Here is a 14,985-nt window from a genome sequence, read left to right on the forward strand (position 1 = left end):
CTTCACCAATCCCGGAACTGTGCGGGCGGCTCGTAGAGCCCGCCGGACCATGCGACCAGATCCTCGATGCTGCGTGCGGCAAGCAACGACCGATCCGCTTGCCGCACAGCGATACCCAAATCTTCTGGGAACGCGACCAATCCATCGCGGCGCAGCTGGTCGGTGCGCGCGGCATCGGCGCCGAGACCCACCGGTGTCACCCCGGCGATCGCCGACAACGCCGCCCTGCGGTCGTCCAGCGACGGCGCCTTGTACAGATACGCCACGCCTTCTTCGGTGACGACATGGCTGACGTCGTCGCCGTAAATCATCACCGGCGGGATCGGCATCCCTGCGTGCCTGCCCACCTCGACTGCGTCGAGCGATTCGACGAACGTCGGAATGCCACCCTTCTGGAACGTCTGCGCGATCTGTACCACCAGCTTTCGGCCGCGCATCGCGTTGGCATCCCCGTGCGCGAGGCTCAACCATGCGTCAGACGAATGCCTGCGGCCGTGCGGATCGTGACCCATGTTCGGTGCGCCGCCGAACCCCGGCAGCCTGCCGTCGGTGACGGTCGACGAATTGGCGTCGCGGTCGATCTGTAAGGACGAGCCGATGAACATGTCGACCGCATACTGGCCGGCCAGTTGGCACAGCACCCGGTTGGAGCGCAGCGAGCCGTCGGGGCCGGTGAAGAAGATGTCGGGCCTGGCCGCGGTGTAGCGCTCCATCCCGGCCTCGCCGCCGAAGCAGTGGATCGATTCCACCCAGCCCGATTCGATCGCCGGGATCAACGTGGGATGCGGGTTCAGCGTCCAGTGTTTCGCGATCCTGCCTTTGAGCCCCAACTGGTCACCGTAGGTCGGGAGCAGCAATTCGATTGCCGCCGTGTCGAATCCGATCCCGTGATTGAGTGACGTCACCTCGTGGCGCTGGTACACGCCACGGATGGCGATCATCGCCTTGAGAATCTCGACCGGCCCGATCAGTCGCGGGTCGCGGGTGAACAGCGGTTCCAGTGCGAAGGGCCGGTCGGCCTCGACGACGAGGTCGATCCAGTCCCCCGGGATGTCGACGCGCGGCAGCTCACCGGTGCCGACGATCTCGTCGGCCTGCACAACCACCACGCCGTCGCGAAATGCGGTGGCTTCGGCGATCGTCGGTGTGTCCTCGGTGTTCGGCCCGGTGAACAGGTTGCCGTCGCGGTCGGCCTTCGTCGCGCACAACAGCGCGACATTGGGCGTCAGGTCGGTGAACATCCGCGCATAGAGCTCCACGTAGGTGTGGATCGCGCCGATACGCACCTGGCCGTCCTCGACCATCTGCGCGATGCGGACACTCTGCGGACCGGCGTAGGCGAAATCCAGTGTGGCGGCGATCTTCTGCTCGAAAAGGTCGAGATGCTCAGGACGGGACACCGAGGAGATCAGCATGTGCAGGCCGTTGACCGCGCTGGGGTCGCACTGGGCGAGTGTGCGCGACAAATAGTCGGCCTGCTTCTGGTTGTCACCCTCGAGCGCGACGCGATCGCCCGGCCGCAGCAGCGCCTCCAACGTGTCGCGCAACCGCCTCGGTTCGATCACCTTGCCGTCGACGTAACCGGCGACCGCCGAGAGCCGATCGTGCTTGTCGGCTCTGCGGCGGGTCCAGGTCTGCGCGGTCACCCGCCAGCGGCCTCGATGATCAGATTGGCCACGTCGCGGGCCTTCGACACGATCGACAGATGGCTGGCATCGAGTTCGATCGTCTTGGCGTTCATCCGTTGCGCCATGAACCGCTCGAGGTCCGGATTGATCGTGCGGTCGTTCTTCGACACCGCATAGAACGTCGGCTTGTCGCGCCAGGCCGCGTTGGTGGTGCGGCCGTTGAACAACTCATCGGAGATTCTGCCCTGCACGGCGTACAGCACCTTGGCCCTGGCTGCCGGGACGTCCTGCGCGAAGTCGTTGAGGAACGCCTCCTCCGAGAGTTGTGCGTATCCGTCGGGCGCCTTGACCAGACCCGCGCTTGCCGGCGGCGTCGGGTACTGCGCCGCCAGTGCGGTGTAGTCCTCGCCGACGTCGGGCGCGCGGGCGGCGATGTACACCAATGCCGTCACCTTGGGGTCGACCCCGACCTCCGTGGCGATCATGCCCGAATAGGAGTGGCAGACAAGCACTGTCGGGCCATCCATCAAAGCCAGTGTGCGACGGGCGAACTCACAGTCTTCGTCCAGGGTGCGCAGCGGGTTCTGCACAGACGCCACGTTCAGCCCCCGCGCCTGCAGGTACGGGATGACGTCGGCCCAGCACGAGCCGTCGGCGTACGCGCCGTGCACCAGCACCACGTTGCGGGCCTGCGGCATTGGGCTGGGCGGTGGCGCTGCCGACGCGCGTTGCGCCCCGATAAGCACGGCGGCGCTGCCGAGCGTGAGCGCCGCGCCGAACGTCCGTCGATCCATCCGAGCTCCGTTCCCAAGCCACTAGGCCTCGCATCTCATAATGTATGCAACCGCCGAATGCTTCCATACCGCCGAGGCGTCGTGGTTAGAAACCGTATCCGAGGACCGCGGGCGTATCAGTGCTAAACGAGACGTCCAGACGCTCGATAAGGCTGTTTACACTCGCGTGTAACCGGTTGGCGCCGGAAAACGACGAAGCCTTGTGCGTCCCCAGGTACAGGCTGCCAAGGACGTCGAGGCCAAGCCGAATGTCGGGCTCTGCGCTTGTCGGTGTGCAGCGGCCACGGCCGTTGCGCACATCGAGTGCGAATCGGCCGCCGTCGCTGCGGAACCCGTCCGACACCTCGATCACCGCGGAGAGGTCCGCCGCATAGCTGCGCGCTTCGAGGACGGCCGGGATGTCCATGATCCGCAACCACAGGTCGTCCTCCTGGTGGGTCAGCCGGGCTATCCGATGATCCGTCAGCAGGTATGGCAGCGGGTCGGCGGGATTCGTACCGACGTGCACCGTCTCCATGAGGTCGAGTCCGAAAAGCGCGCGGCACAAGGCAATTCGGGCCTCGGTGGTCGCCGTGACGAACTCGCGGACGCGCACATACATCGGGTGGTCGCCGAACACGCGGTACATCACGTAACCGTCGGGATGCAGGAACGCATACAGCTCCGTTCCCCCGCGGCGGTCCGACTCACGATCAGCGAGTAGTTCATCCCACAATGCGCTCGGGCGAATCAGACCGCCCGGTGTGCGCTGCCTCCAGCGATCGTAGATCTGCTCGAGCGCGTCGCGATGGTCGGCAGGCTTGATCAACCGAACACCGCCGGGGTCGGGAGCATCGTCGCGGAACCTGGCAAAGCGCCGGTCGACCGTGAATTCCTGCTCGATAGTCGCAGGCCCGTATCCGAAGCGCCCGTAGATCCCGCCCTCGCTGGCGGTCAGGCCTGCGAACGGATACTGCGCCTCGGCGATCCGGTTGTGCAGTTCGAGGTACATCGCTCGCAGAATGCCGCGCCGGCGGTGCGTGGGCGCGACGCCGACAATCGTGACGCCTGCCATCGGCAGCGCCGCACCGCCTGGAACGGTCAGTCGCATATCGAGGTAATGCGCCATTCCGACGATGTCGCCGTCATCGCAGGCGAGGACCGTGCCCTCGGGCGGCATCATCGACCGCCACGCGCCCAACGACTCGGGATGCCCGAACCGGCCGAAGCTGGTGGCGTCCAACAGCGCGATCGCCGGCCAGTCGGCGTCGGCGGCGGAACGAATCTCTATTGAGGCCGAAGTGGCGGAAGCGAGCACAGAATTCGACGGTGCCACAACCCGTTGCCCGAGCGCATCCGAATTTCTCGCCAAGCCGATACCGTTGGATTGCACGGAAGGAGCGCTCGCCATGGCGACCGATTTGACGCTCTACCTCGATGACCAACCCGGCGAGTTGGCCCGAGTCGGCGACGTCCTCGGCAAGGCCGGTACCAACATCGGCGGGTTGTGTGCGCTCACCACGGGCGGCGGGCAGGCCGAGGTGCACATCCTGGTCCAGGACGCCACGTCGGCGTTCGAGGCGTTACAGGACGCCGGCATCAAGATCGCCTCCGAGCAGGAGGTGATCGTGCTCGACATGGAGGATCGGCCAGGTGCCCTCGGTGAGGTGGCGCGCAAACTCGGCGACGCCAAGGTCAACTTGACCACCGCCTACTTGGCGACCAATACCCGTCTGGTGCTGGCGGCCGACAACTTGGCGGAGGCCAAGGCCGCGCTCAGCTGATCAGCGTTTGATCCAGCTTCTGACGGTTTTGAGATCCCGCGAGTACGCGGTGAGGATGTCATCGTGGTAGAGCGAGCCGCCGCTGATCGCTTCGTTGCCGTGCCACAGCACCTGCACCCGGACGATGCCCTTGGCGTAATAGTCGGTGCGCTCGACATCCCGACGTTCCCACCCGCCCAAGTCGGCGAGGTCAGCCAGCGTCTGCCGCTCGTCGGTTGCAGTCATCGATGAGACGATACAGCGGTGATCGCTATCGAGGTTCAGCAGGCCGATGTGACCCGGCTCGACGTCGACGCGATCACCAATGCGGCCAACACACAGCTCAGGCACGGCGGCGGGGTGGCTGCCGCGATCTCTCGCGCCGGCGGTCCTGCGGTACAGCGCGAATCCACCGAGAAGGCCCCGATCGAACTCGGCGAGGCGGTCGAAACCACGGCCGGTGACATGCCGGCGCGCTACGTCATCCACGCCGCGACGATGGAACTGGGTGGGCCGACGTCGGCAGACATCATCGCCAAGGCGACCCGTTCGAGTTTGGCGAAGGCTGATGACCTCGGATGCCGGTCGCTGGCTCTCGTCGCGTTCGGCACCGGCGTCGGCGGCTTCCCCCTTGCAGAGGCAGCACGGCTGATGGTCGACGCGGTACGCGACCATGAGCCCCGGTCGCTCGAAAGGGTGGTGATCGCCGTGCACGGCGGCCAGGCCGAGCAGGCGTTCTGCACGGCTTTGGAACAGTGACCGGCGATATCGCGACCGTTGGCGTCGAGGAGGAGTTCCTGCTCGTCGACCCCGACAGTGGTCGTCCGCAGCCGGCCGCGGCCGCCGTCGTCGCGGGAGCCGAAGCGGATCTGGGCGACCAGGTGTGCGGTGAGTTCACCAGAAGCCAGATCGAGGTCAGGACGGCACCGTGCACCGAAGCCGGTCAGCTGAGAGACGAGCTCGCCCGGCTCCGGACGGCGGTCGCGAGAGCGGCCGTCGCGGAAGGCTTGCGGCTGTGCGCGTCCGGGACCCCCGTCGTCGCACCAGAACCCGCCCCCGTCGCCGACCACCCGCGGTATCGCGCCGGTGTGGCGCAGTACCGTGCGATGCTCGACGACTTCATGGTCTGTTCGATGCACGTCCACGTATACCTGCCGCACCGTGAGCTTGCCGTGCGGGTGAGCAACCATCTGCGGCCCCGGTTGCCGCTTCTGATCGCGGCGAGCGCGAATTCGCCCTTCCACCAAGGCAATGACACCGGTTACGCGGACTGGCGCGCAGTGATCCGCAGCCGGTTTCCCTGCCTCGGACCGCCGCCATACGCCGAATCCCTGCGCCACCACGAGGAACTCGCGGCCATGATTGCGGACTCGGGTGCGATGCTGAACGCCGCGACACCGTTCTGGGACATCCGGCCGAACCCGAAACTTCCGACGCTGGAAATTCGCTGCATGGATGTCGTCGCCGACATCGATGACGCCGTCGCTCTGGCGATGCTGATCCGCGCGCTGGTCTCGGTCTCAACCGACGAGGCGCTGGCCGGCGATCCCGGTCCCCAACCCAACAGTGAGGTGCTCCGCGCCGCGTATTGGCGGGCGGCCAGAGACGGTTGGACCGGCCACGGCGTGGACGCGGTATCCGGCGAGGTAATGCCTGCATCGGTGCAAATGGCCGGCCTTGTCGATCAACTCGAGCCCGCACTGCGGCGACACGGTGACCGCGCGATCGTGGACGGACTCGTGGGGCGGCTTGCCGAGCGCGGCACCGGTGCAGAGATGCAACACGCCAGTCTGGCTGGGCGCGGATCACTTGCAGGGGTCGTCGACGATCTCGTCAGCTTGACGGCGCGAACGTAACCACCAGCACGTCGCGTTGCGCAGACTGCGAGGGATCGCGGGGCCGGATCGCCGAAACGCCGTGCAAGGTCCTGCGGTCATCGCCGAAGAGCAGCGTGCCGGGCTCCTGCAGCGTGGTCTTCAGCAGCTGCCGCCCTGCCATATCCGTGACCGTGCTTTCGCCGCCGGCGGCGTTGCGCCTGCCGACCAACAGCGAGGTGACCAGCGTGACCCCGTCGCGATGCATGCCCTCCGGCGTCGGCTGGCCCGCGCCGTCGGCCGTGGCCAGCACCCGAAACGGGGTCACCTTCACATCCCATTCAGCGGCCTCGGCCAACGCGGTGGCCAGCCCGCCCAGCACCGTCAGAATCCGGTGCAGCAGTTGGTCTTTGGCGAATGCGTCGGTCAGCGGCTCGAAGTGGCGGCCGGTTCCGATGTACAGCGGGTTCGAATCTTCTGGCTGAATGAACGCGTCGTGCGTCGTCAGTTCGAAGTTCCCGTCTGCCGGACTGAAGATGAAGTGTCCGTAGCGGCGCAGCCGTTGGGTGCCCAGGTCCGCGGCATAGCGATCTGGGGCAAGGTCGTCCCAGTGCGCCGCGAACTCTGCCCATGCCGAGTCGCCGACGCCGAGGCACGCGTTGAGTTCGGCGGGCCGCATCACACCGGCGCCGACCGCTGTGAGCTGCTGCGCAAGGCGTTCTGACGTCATAGCGCCGAATGCATACCCAAAAAATGTGTAAGACCTACCTCCGCTGCCGGCTCCTACCCATGAAGGCGGCCCAACCGGGGCCGCGACCGCAGAGAAGGAGCACATCATGAAGAAGAAGTTGACCGCCGCGCTGGGCGCTGCAGCCGTGACCACGGCGGCGTTGTTGTTCGGAGCCGCCGGATCCGCACACGCTCTGGCTTACGTAGTCACGAATACCGATGCGTTGGGCGTGACCGTCCACGTCCATTCGTTTGGTCAACCCGCGAGCAGCGGCCTGTGCACGTACACCGCCGTGCCGTTCAAGGTGCCCCCAGGTGTCGTCCCGCCCGCGCCGGTGTACAAAGTCCCGTTTTACCTGCAGGCCAACGGAACTCACGATCTCTGGTTCCCCGGCGTACAGACCGGGACGAAGTGGAAGCTGGCCATCGACTGCGAAAACGGCGTGGACAGCGTCACCCAGGAAGTCGTGTACTGAGCGCGCGGCGCAGCATGTGCATCGCGACCGTCGTCGAGCGCTCGCGGATGTCGGACCGATTACCGGGCAGCAGCAGGGTGCGGGTGGACGAGTCGCCGTCGGCCAATTTCACGGTGAAGCACACCGTGCCGAGTGGCTTGTCCTCCGTGCCGCCCGACGGTCCGGCGATTCCGGTGATCGCGACCGCGGTGTCGGCGCCGAACCGGCTCAAGGCCCCATCGGCCATCGCCTCGGCGACCGGTTCGGACACCGCGCCATGTTCGGCGATCAGCTCGGGTGCGACGCCGAGCAGCTCGGCCTTCGCCTCGTTCGCGTATGCGACGACGGCCCCGGCGACGTATGCCGACGAACCCGGCAGGTCGGTCAGGCGGGCGGAAAGCATTCCGCCGGTGCATGATTCAGCCGTCGCGATCCGCCTGCCCGCCAGCAGTTGTGCGATCTGATCGTCGACGAGTGAGCCATCTTCGGAGAAGATCTCCCGCCCGTGCCGCTCGCGGAGCAGCTCCATCAGCTTCGTATAGACGGCCGCGGCGTCGGGCTCGTAGCGAGTGACGATCTCGAGCTCGCCGCGCCGCAGGCAGGTGGTGATCTCGAGCCGGTCAAAACCGTCGACGCTCTGCTCAGCCTCGCGCAGCGTCTCGGCCAGCCCGGATTCGGGCAACCCGAACATCCGCAGCATCTCTTGGCGGTACGTGGTGCGACCGGCGATCGCCTGTTGCACCGCATCGCTTTCGACGGCGAGCGGCCACATCGGCTGCAGCTCGCGCGGCGGCCCCGGCAGCACCACGATCGTGGGCTTGCCCGGCACGACGACACCGGGCGCGGTCCCGACCGGATTGATGACATGGGCGCCAACGGGGATCATCGCCTGCTTGCGGTTGGCGACCCGGACTGCGTCGATGTCGACGTTGTCGAAGCGCGCCATCAATCGCTTGAGGATGTCGGTGATGCGGTCCTCGAGGGCCTGGTCGAGCACCAACTCGAGGCCTGCGAATTTCGCGACGGTCGCCACCGTCATGTCGTCGGCCGTCGGACCGAGGCCACCGCTGGTGACGATGAGGTCGACCCCTTCGTCGGCGAGGAAGCGCAGCTGGGCCTCGATGTCGCGCTCGCGGTCGCCACAGATCGTGATGTGGGCCAATTCGACGCCGAGTTCCAGTAACCGGTCGGCGATCCAGGGGCCGTTGCGGTCCTGGACTCGTCCCGTCAGCACCTCGGTGCCCGTCACAACGATGCCGGCGCGTGCACTCACGTCCACCGACATTACGGCAGCCCGGTAACGTCGTTCTCCATGACGGCGCCGAAGTCCCTCCGCGAGCTGTTCGATCAGCTCGGCCTGCAGGAGGTTCCGTCGGACGACGGCACCGTGACCATGGAGATGCCCGTCGACGAACGAACGGTCAACACGGCAGGAGGCCTCCAGGGCGGGCTGGTCGCGACCATGGCCGACGTGACGGCCGGCCAACTGGCCGCGCGAGCCACACCATTCGGGATGCGCATCGCCACCACCGACCTGTTCATCCGCTATCTGCGGCCCATCAAGGTCGGGCCAGCGCGCGCGGTCGCGCGGATCCTGCGCACCGGCAAGCGGTCGGTGGTGGTACAGGTGGACATCTACCGGGCCAACGACGACGAGATCGGTGCGACGGCGACGGTCAACTTCGCCGCGGTGGACTAGCAGCCCTACTTGATCGCGACCAGTTGCGCCGGCGTGTTGTAGCCCGTCACTCGCACCCAGTTCGGCCTCACCCCGGTCCACGCCTGTCCCGACAGTTCGACCGTCTCACCGGGGAACACCGTGACGTAGTTGTCGCTGTACTCGACAGGCAGGATCTCGTCGCCCTCGGGTGTGGGGGTGAGTTCGGCGCGCTCGAAGAACGCGACCCGTTGCGAGGGGTTGTGCAGCCGGATCGTCACGCGATTGTCGCCGGGGTCAGTCGACCTCGACGCGGTGACATCGAGCGGAACCTGAGCCATGGAGTTCAGCCCCGTCATGTTCGCCCAGCTGGTCTGGTTGAGCTCGAACGCCGAATCGTTGCGCGGATCGCCGACGTCGTCGAGCTGTTGGGATTGCCAATAGGTGTTGTCGGACACGACTTTTCCGGCCCAGTCGAGCAACTGCGCGCGCACGAAGTACACACTGGAATCGCGGGCGACTCGCGGTAGCGTCAGCGCCAGTTCCGCTCCCCCGGGCATCACGTTGATATTGGCCGCGCTGCGATCGTCGCGCACCCGGCCCTGCAGGTCGTAGGTCCGCACCCGTACCGTCAAACCTGTTTGCTGCCTTGGGGTTTGGTTCACGACGGTGAGGTTGGCGTGGTCGTGGTTGCCCGTCGCGTACGAATCGAAGACCACGGACAGCGGCAGCAGTCCCTTCTTCGCGCCGTAATACGCGCCGCCGGGCCGAAGGTAGTAGTCAAAGATGTGCCCGAAGAATGACGGCCAGTGGTTGTTGAGCATCCAGTAGATCGTCATCTTGTGGTTGTCCCAGCCGCCGGCGGCGAACGCCTCGAACTGGGCGCGCGTCGACTCGTAGTGGGCCAATTGCGCCTTGCGCGTGAACTCCTCCGCGTCGTCGGACGCCCCGTACCTGCGGTCGACGGCGCGCCGAATACTGGTCAGCTCTGCGTTTCTCGGATCGGAACCGGCATGGAAGAACCATGCGTCGTTGATCGGCCAGAGCTTGTCGGGCGGGATGAACTTCTTCAGGCTGGCGAACGGCGGGATGCTCTCGTTGTCGCCCTGTTCGGCCGTCGACCCGCGGGTGGCCGGGTAGCGGCCGGAGAACCAGTAGCTCGGTGGTCGCCAGCTGTACGGGCCCGCCATCTGGATGCCGTCCCAGCCGCGCTCCCCCAAATCCTTGACGGCCAGGGAGGAAACGGTGTCGACGGTCGCGTTCTGCCAGTGCAATCCTGACAGGATCGAGTGGTATTCGGACAGGACGTTCTCGGGGGCCCTGCCGTCACTGCCGTTGGCCCACACGAAAACCGAGGGATGACTACGAAGCCCCTCGATCTGCGACCGAAGGCTGTCCTGTGCGACGCGGCTGTCCTCGTCGCCCCACTGACTCCATTTCTCCCACTGGTTGCAGCACATCCAGCCGTACATCAACGGGATGCCCATCTCGTCGGCCATCTCGGCGATGTGATCACCGGGGAATTTGCCTTCGAGGCGAATCATGTTGAGCCCGAGGTCTTTTACATAGCCCAGGATCGCAGCGTCGCGGCTCGGGTCGTTGGCGTACAACAGGTCGGGGGTGTACGCAGCGCCGCGGACCAGGAAGTCTTTCCCGTTGACCTTCAGGTAGAAGTTACCGCCCTTACCCAGTTCAGGGAACTGCTCGTCCTGGTCGCGGAACTGCTGAACGGAGCGGATGCCGAACCGCAGATGCTGGGTGTCGACCGACCGATTGAATTGCCGGAATTCCAGGTTCAGGTCATACAGGTCGGGTCTGCCCATGGTGTACGGCCACCACAGGTCTGGATTGTCCACGGTCAACTGCGAGAACTTATCCGGAGTGAAGCTGATTTCGCGCTGCTCACCGGCCGCGAGAGTGACCGGCTGCTCGAGCTGCACATCGGGCTTGCCGGGGCGGGTGATCGTCGCCCGCAGCACCCCGCGGACCTGTTGTGCGGAGGCGTTGCGCAGGTTGCTGTAGATCGTCAGCTTCGCGGAATTCGTTCGCGGTAGCGGCAACTCGGAATTGACGGTGGCCGAGCCGAGGGCCACAGCGCCGGACGTTTTGAGGTAGACGGGTTTCCAGATGCCCGCATTGCGGTCGGGGACAAAGGAATTCCCGTTGCCGGGGTTCTTTCCCGGTCCTTGGTAGCCGAGGTAGTTCCAGTTGATCCAGTCATACCAGCTGTCGGCCAACTCGACGCCGTTGACGTCCTGCAGTGCCCGCTCCGGGGTGATCTTCACGGCCAGTGCGTTGGCCTCGCCCTGGTTCACCCACCGCGACACGTCGAGTTCGTGGGCGGTGTGCATGCCGACGATCTGCGTGTTGCCCGCGATCAGGTGGCCGTTCAACCAGATCTCGGCGCGGTAGTTGATGCCGGGAAACTCCAACTGGTAGGTGGTGTGGCCGGCAGGCGCAGTGAATGTGGTGCGATACCACCAGTCCTGCTGGTAAAGGTCCTGCGGGACAGCGCCCAGATTGGTGCCGTAGTACAGGTCGGGGTACGTGCCGTCCTCTTGGAGGGTCTGCAGCACCGTCGCGGGCATCCGCGGGATGGCGTGCCAGCCGGCGGCCTTGTAGTCCGGCTTGGACAGCGCGGCCCCGTCGGCAGCCACATTGCGAGCGGAGACCAGGCTCCAGCCCTGTGCCAGCTCGATCTGGCCCGGCGGCGGCCCCGGCTTCGCGAAATCGGGGAAGTCCGCGGCGCAGAGCAGCAGCAACAGCGCCATCGACAGCAAGATTCTCAAGACGATGTGCCGACGTCGTTCAACCGACATCTGCTCCCCGTCCACCGGATCACCGTACCTGCAGCCCCGGTTGCAGGCTCAGTCAAGCAGCGCAACGGAATTGGTGTCGGTCACTCTGTTCGCGCCAACACCTCCCGCACCAGCTCCAGCGTGGTGTCTGGATGCAGGAATGCGAATCGGCCCACCGTTTCGCCCTCCCATTTGGTCGGCGGGATGAACGCGACCTGATCGTGGTGGAGCCGCTGCGCCCAGGCGTCGTAATCCTCGGGTTTCCACCCCAGCCGACGGAACAGCACCACTCCGAGGTCGGGCTCGCGGATCAACTCCAGCTGGGGGGCGGCCTTGATCAGCTCGGCGGTCTGCTTCGCCAGCGTCGCGGCGACCTCGATGGCCTGCCGGTAGGCATCCAACCCGTACACCGCCAGCGAGAACCACAGCGGCAGCCCGCGGGCCCGCCGGGTCAGGTGATAGGCGTAGTCCGACGGGTTCCACTCGCCGTCCGACGTATGGATCACATCGAGGTACGACGCGTCCTGGGTGTGGGTGGCGCGGGCCAGTTCGGGCTCGCGATAGAGCAGTGCGCAGCAGTCGAACGGGGTGAACAACCACTTGTGCGGGTCGAGGATGAACGAGTCCGCCTGCTCGAGGCCCTTGTACTTCGGTTTCAGCGAGGGCGCGAAGATTCCGGATCCGCCGTAGGCGCCGTCGACGTGGAACCACCAGCCGCGGTCGCGTGCCAGCGCGCCGACGCCGGCCAGGTCGTCGACGATGCCCGCGTTCGTGGTGCCCGACGTGCAGACCACCGCGGCGATGTTGGCGGCGTCGGCAGGTACCGCGTCGCGGACGCTATCGGCGGTGAGCCGATGGTCGGGGGTGTCGACGACCAGAGCGTCCATCTCCAGCAGCCGCAGCGTGTTGACGATCGACGAGTGCGCATCCGAGCCGACGACGACGCGGAGCCTGCCCGTCGCGCCGCGTCTCTTGGCGGTCTCGCGCGCGACGGCCAGCGCGGACAGGTTGCCCGCCGACCCGCCCGACACGAAGCATCCGCCCGAGGTGGTCGGCAGGCCTGCCTCGTGCGCGATCACCCGCAGCACGCTGTTCTCCGCCGCGATCGCGCCCGATGCCTCGAGCCATGAGATGCCTTGTATCGACGCGCACGACACCAACATGTCGAACAGCAGCGCGGCCTTGGTCGGGGCGGCAGGAATGAAGCCGAGAAACCGCGGACTGTCGGCCGAGATCACGCTCGGCGCGATCACCGAGGTGTAGACACCGAGCACCTCGTCGGGCGGCCGTGGCTGATCGCGGATCACGCCGTCGAGGCGGTCGTACAACTCTTCGGCGGGCAGCACGCCCTTGTCGAGCGGCACAGGGTTCATCCGCAGCCGGTTCTCGGCGTACGCGAGCACACTGCGCACCATCTGCTCGGTGGTTTGGTCGACCTCGTGCATGGCCGAAGTCTTTCACCCAAAGGGCTACTTGTGCGGCACGTCGTTCGTCAGGCCGCCGTCCATGACATATTCCGCTCCGGTCGAGTAGCGCGACTCGTCGCTGGCAAGGAACACCACGAACGTCGCCACCTCTTCGGGCTGACCGGGCCGGCCCAGCGGAATCCGCAGCATGTTGTCGGGGAAATGCTTGGTCATCGGGGTGCGGATGAAGCCGGGGTGCACCGAGTTCACCCGGATGTTGTGGGCGCCGAGTTCGAGCGCCGCCGACTTCGTCAGCCCCCGCACCGCCCACTTGGACGCCACGTAGGGGTGCACCATGACGGCGCCGCGCAGGCCCTCGATCGACGAGATGTTGATGATGGAGCCGCCGCCGTCGGCCTTCATCGCCTCCACCGATGCCTGCATGCCCAGGAACGTCCCGGTGAGGTTGACGTCAATCACCTTCTGCCACTTGGTCATATCGAACTGACCGATCTGGCCGAGCGCCACCGTCCCTGCGTTGTTGACAAGGACGTTGAGCTTGCCGAACTCGTCGATGGCGGTGGCGACGGCAGCGTCCCATTCATCGGCCTGCGTGACGTCGAGGTGGACGTAGCGGACAGAGTCCGGTGTGGACGCGTTTATTGCGTCGGCAAGCGCCTTGCCCTTGTCGTCGAGGATGTCGCCGATCACGACCTTGGCGCCCTCGGCGACGAGTGCCCAGGCATCTGCGGCTCCCATGCCCTGGGCCCCGCCGCTGATAAGTGCAACTTTTCCGTCCACGCGTCCCATGAGGGGTCAGGCTACCGTGCGTGCGTGCTACAAGTAGAACCTGTTCCAGTTGTCGGCGAGGGGAAACAGGATGGCGATTCGGGTTGCGCTCATCGGCACCGGCAACTGCGGCAGCCTTGCGCTCAAGCAACTCGTCGAGGATGCGCGCTTCGATCTGGTGGGCGTGTGGGTGTCGACCGACGCCAAGGTGGGCCGCGATGCGGGCGAGCTCGCGGGGCTCGACACGACGACTGGTGTGGCCGCGACCAATGACCTCGACGCGATCATCGCGGCCAGGCCCGACTGCGTCGTGTACTGCGCGATGGGCGACACCCGATTGCCCGACGCGATGGCCGACGTCCGCAAGATCCTGGCTGCAGGCATCGACGTGGTCGGGTCAGGGCTCGGCGTATTGCAATATCCCTGGCAGGTGATCCCCGACAAATACATCGAGCGGATCGAAGATGCTGCGCGAGAAGGGAATTCGACCGTCTTCATGACGGGCGTCGATCCGGGATTCGCGACGGATCTACTGCCCTTCGCGCTGGCGGGGACGTGCCAGCGCATCGAGCAGGTGCGCACCATGGAGATCGCCGACTACGCCACCTACGACGGGGCGACGGTGATGTTCGACGTGATGGGCTTCGGCAACGAGATCGGCGATCTGCCGATGCTCTACCAGCCGGGCATCCTGAGCATCGCCTGGGGCACCGCGATCCGGCAGCTCGCGGCGGGCCTCGGCATCGAGGTCGACGAGATCAAGGACGCCGTCGAACAGGAACCGGCACCCGAGGATTTCGACGTCGCCGTCGGCACCATCAAGAAGGGCACCGTGGCGGCCGTGCGCTTCCAGATCGAAGGCATGGTCAAGGGCAAGCCGGTGATCGTCGTCGAACACGTCACCCGGCTGCGCCCCGACCTGAGACCGGACTGGGCGCAACCCGCTCAGCCGGGCGGCTCGTATCGCGTCGAGATCACCGGCGAACCGTCGTACGTGATGGACATCTGCCCGACGAGCCGCAACGGTGACCACAACTACGCGGCCATCCTCGCCGCGGCCGGCCGGATCGTGAACGCGATCCCCGATGTGGTGGCCGCGGCGCCGGGCATCAGGACCACGCTCGATATGCCGCTGGTGACCGGTAAGGGCTTGTACCGCAGCTAAGTACGCTA

15 protein-coding genes are annotated in these 14,985 nt (G+C 66.1%); 6 read left to right on the plus strand and 9 right to left on the minus strand.

Annotation, left to right across the window (positions count from 1 at the left end):
• Window positions 1-2: 2 nt before the first annotated feature.
• The 3 genes from mdcA to J3E61_RS30835 form a co-directional block, all read right to left on the minus strand.
• Window positions 3-1,646, minus strand: a complete 1,644-nt coding sequence (gene mdcA, locus J3E61_RS30825; RefSeq protein WP_210086463.1) for a malonate decarboxylase subunit alpha — start codon at window positions 1,644-1,646, stop codon at window positions 3-5.
• The gene (locus J3E61_RS30830; protein ID WP_210086464.1) at window positions 1,643-2,422 is read right to left on the minus strand and encodes an alpha/beta hydrolase; all 780 of its coding nucleotides are present in this window, start codon (window positions 2,420-2,422) and stop codon (window positions 1,643-1,645) included. The genes mdcA and J3E61_RS30830 overlap by 4 nt, the downstream gene beginning before the upstream one ends.
• Before the next feature lie 85 nt (window positions 2,423-2,507).
• A complete protein-coding gene (locus J3E61_RS30835; RefSeq protein ID WP_210086465.1) occupies window positions 2,508-3,812 on the minus strand; it encodes an enhanced intracellular survival protein Eis in 1,305 nt (434 codons plus the stop codon).
• On the opposite strand from J3E61_RS30835, the gene J3E61_RS30840 reads away from it, so the two are divergent.
• Window positions 3,811-4,185, plus strand: a complete 375-nt coding sequence (locus tag J3E61_RS30840) for an amino acid-binding protein (RefSeq protein ID WP_210086466.1) — start codon at window positions 3,811-3,813, stop codon at window positions 4,183-4,185. The two genes, J3E61_RS30835 and J3E61_RS30840, sit on opposite strands and share 2 nt — an antisense overlap.
• Here the strand turns inward: J3E61_RS30840 and J3E61_RS30845 are convergent, their stop codons facing one another.
• Window positions 4,186-4,410: a hypothetical protein gene (locus J3E61_RS30845; RefSeq protein ID WP_192722797.1), complete on the minus strand. Its 225-nt coding sequence runs from the start codon at window positions 4,408-4,410 to the stop codon at window positions 4,186-4,188.
• Window positions 4,411-4,428: 18 nt separating this feature from the next.
• Between J3E61_RS30845 and J3E61_RS30850 the strand changes: the two genes are divergently transcribed.
• Both J3E61_RS30850 and J3E61_RS30855 read left to right on the plus strand, forming a co-directional pair.
• The gene (locus J3E61_RS30850) at window positions 4,429-4,923 is read left to right on the plus strand and encodes a macro domain-containing protein (RefSeq protein ID WP_210086467.1); all 495 of its coding nucleotides are present in this window, start codon (window positions 4,429-4,431) and stop codon (window positions 4,921-4,923) included.
• Entirely contained in the window at window positions 4,920-6,020 is a 1,101-nt protein-coding gene (locus J3E61_RS30855; RefSeq protein ID WP_210086468.1) for a glutamate--cysteine ligase, read from the plus strand. The genes J3E61_RS30850 and J3E61_RS30855 overlap by 4 nt, the downstream gene beginning before the upstream one ends.
• Here J3E61_RS30855 and J3E61_RS30860 read toward each other — a convergent pair.
• The gene (locus tag J3E61_RS30860) at window positions 5,998-6,708 is read right to left on the minus strand and encodes a 2OG-Fe dioxygenase family protein (protein WP_210086469.1); all 711 of its coding nucleotides are present in this window, start codon (window positions 6,706-6,708) and stop codon (window positions 5,998-6,000) included. The genes J3E61_RS30855 and J3E61_RS30860 overlap by 23 nt on opposite strands.
• Window positions 6,709-6,814: 106 nt before the next feature.
• On the opposite strand from J3E61_RS30860, the gene J3E61_RS30865 reads away from it, so the two are divergent.
• A complete protein-coding gene (locus J3E61_RS30865) occupies window positions 6,815-7,183 on the plus strand; it encodes a hypothetical protein (protein ID WP_210086470.1) in 369 nt (122 codons plus the stop codon).
• On the opposite strand, the gene J3E61_RS30870 is transcribed toward J3E61_RS30865, so the two are convergent.
• The gene (locus tag J3E61_RS30870; RefSeq protein WP_210086471.1) at window positions 7,161-8,435 is read right to left on the minus strand and encodes a competence/damage-inducible protein A; all 1,275 of its coding nucleotides are present in this window, start codon (window positions 8,433-8,435) and stop codon (window positions 7,161-7,163) included. The two genes, J3E61_RS30865 and J3E61_RS30870, sit on opposite strands and share 23 nt — an antisense overlap.
• A gap of 39 nt (window positions 8,436-8,474) precedes the next feature.
• On the opposite strand from J3E61_RS30870, the gene J3E61_RS30875 reads away from it, so the two are divergent.
• The gene (locus J3E61_RS30875) at window positions 8,475-8,861 is read left to right on the plus strand and encodes a hotdog fold thioesterase (protein WP_192722791.1); all 387 of its coding nucleotides are present in this window, start codon (window positions 8,475-8,477) and stop codon (window positions 8,859-8,861) included.
• A gap of 5 nt (window positions 8,862-8,866) precedes the next feature.
• Here the strand turns inward: J3E61_RS30875 and J3E61_RS30880 are convergent, their stop codons facing one another.
• The 3 genes from J3E61_RS30880 to J3E61_RS30890 all read right to left on the minus strand — a co-directional run bounded on the left by J3E61_RS30880 (window position 8,867) and on the right by J3E61_RS30890 (window position 13,833).
• The gene (locus tag J3E61_RS30880; RefSeq protein WP_210086763.1) at window positions 8,867-11,590 is read right to left on the minus strand and encodes a glycoside hydrolase; all 2,724 of its coding nucleotides are present in this window, start codon (window positions 11,588-11,590) and stop codon (window positions 8,867-8,869) included.
• A gap of 128 nt (window positions 11,591-11,718) precedes the next feature.
• The gene (locus J3E61_RS30885; RefSeq protein WP_210086472.1) at window positions 11,719-13,062 is read right to left on the minus strand and encodes an aspartate aminotransferase family protein; all 1,344 of its coding nucleotides are present in this window, start codon (window positions 13,060-13,062) and stop codon (window positions 11,719-11,721) included.
• A gap of 24 nt (window positions 13,063-13,086) precedes the next feature.
• On the minus strand, window positions 13,087-13,833 hold the full coding sequence (locus J3E61_RS30890) for a glucose 1-dehydrogenase (RefSeq protein WP_210086473.1): 747 nt from the start codon (window positions 13,831-13,833) through the stop codon (window positions 13,087-13,089).
• A gap of 70 nt (window positions 13,834-13,903) precedes the next feature.
• Here J3E61_RS30890 and J3E61_RS30895 point away from each other — a divergent pair, with 70 nt between their 5' ends.
• Window positions 13,904-14,977 carry a diacylglycerol kinase gene (locus J3E61_RS30895; protein ID WP_210086474.1) on the plus strand — a complete coding sequence of 358 codons (1,074 nt, stop codon included), beginning with the start codon at window positions 13,904-13,906 and terminating at the stop codon, window positions 14,975-14,977.
• The last annotated feature ends 8 nt before the right edge of the window (window positions 14,978-14,985 follow it).

The organism is Mycobacterium sp. OAE908, from assembly GCF_017872775.1.
GTDB lineage: Bacteria > Actinomycetota > Actinomycetes > Mycobacteriales > Mycobacteriaceae > Mycobacterium.

Excerpts from the sequence above, each read along its gene's own strand:
- J3E61_RS30830 (WP_210086464.1), bottom strand. The coding sequence starts at position 2,422 with ATGGATCGACGGACGTTCGGCGCGGCGCTCACGCTCGGCAGCGCCGCC.
- J3E61_RS30840 (WP_210086466.1), top strand. The coding sequence starts at position 3,811 with ATGGCGACCGATTTGACGCTCTACCTCGATGACCAACCCGGCGAGTTG.
- J3E61_RS30835 (WP_210086465.1), bottom strand. The coding sequence starts at position 3,812 with ATGGCGAGCGCTCCTTCCGTGCAATCCAACGGTATCGGCTTGGCGAGA.
- J3E61_RS30845 (WP_192722797.1), bottom strand. The coding sequence starts at position 4,410 with ATGACTGCAACCGACGAGCGGCAGACGCTGGCTGACCTCGCCGACTTG.
- J3E61_RS30860 (WP_210086469.1), bottom strand. The coding sequence starts at position 6,708 with ATGACGTCAGAACGCCTTGCGCAGCAGCTCACAGCGGTCGGCGCCGGT.
- J3E61_RS30865 (WP_210086470.1), top strand. The coding sequence starts at position 6,815 with ATGAAGAAGAAGTTGACCGCCGCGCTGGGCGCTGCAGCCGTGACCACG.
- J3E61_RS30875 (WP_192722791.1), top strand. The coding sequence starts at position 8,475 with ATGACGGCGCCGAAGTCCCTCCGCGAGCTGTTCGATCAGCTCGGCCTG.
- J3E61_RS30880 (WP_210086763.1), bottom strand. The coding sequence starts at position 11,590 with ATGGCGCTGTTGCTGCTGCTCTGCGCCGCGGACTTCCCCGATTTCGCG.
- J3E61_RS30885 (WP_210086472.1), bottom strand. The coding sequence starts at position 13,062 with ATGCACGAGGTCGACCAAACCACCGAGCAGATGGTGCGCAGTGTGCTC.
- J3E61_RS30890 (WP_210086473.1), bottom strand. The coding sequence starts at position 13,833 with ATGGGACGCGTGGACGGAAAAGTTGCACTTATCAGCGGCGGGGCCCAG.
- J3E61_RS30895 (WP_210086474.1), top strand. The coding sequence starts at position 13,904 with ATGGCGATTCGGGTTGCGCTCATCGGCACCGGCAACTGCGGCAGCCTT.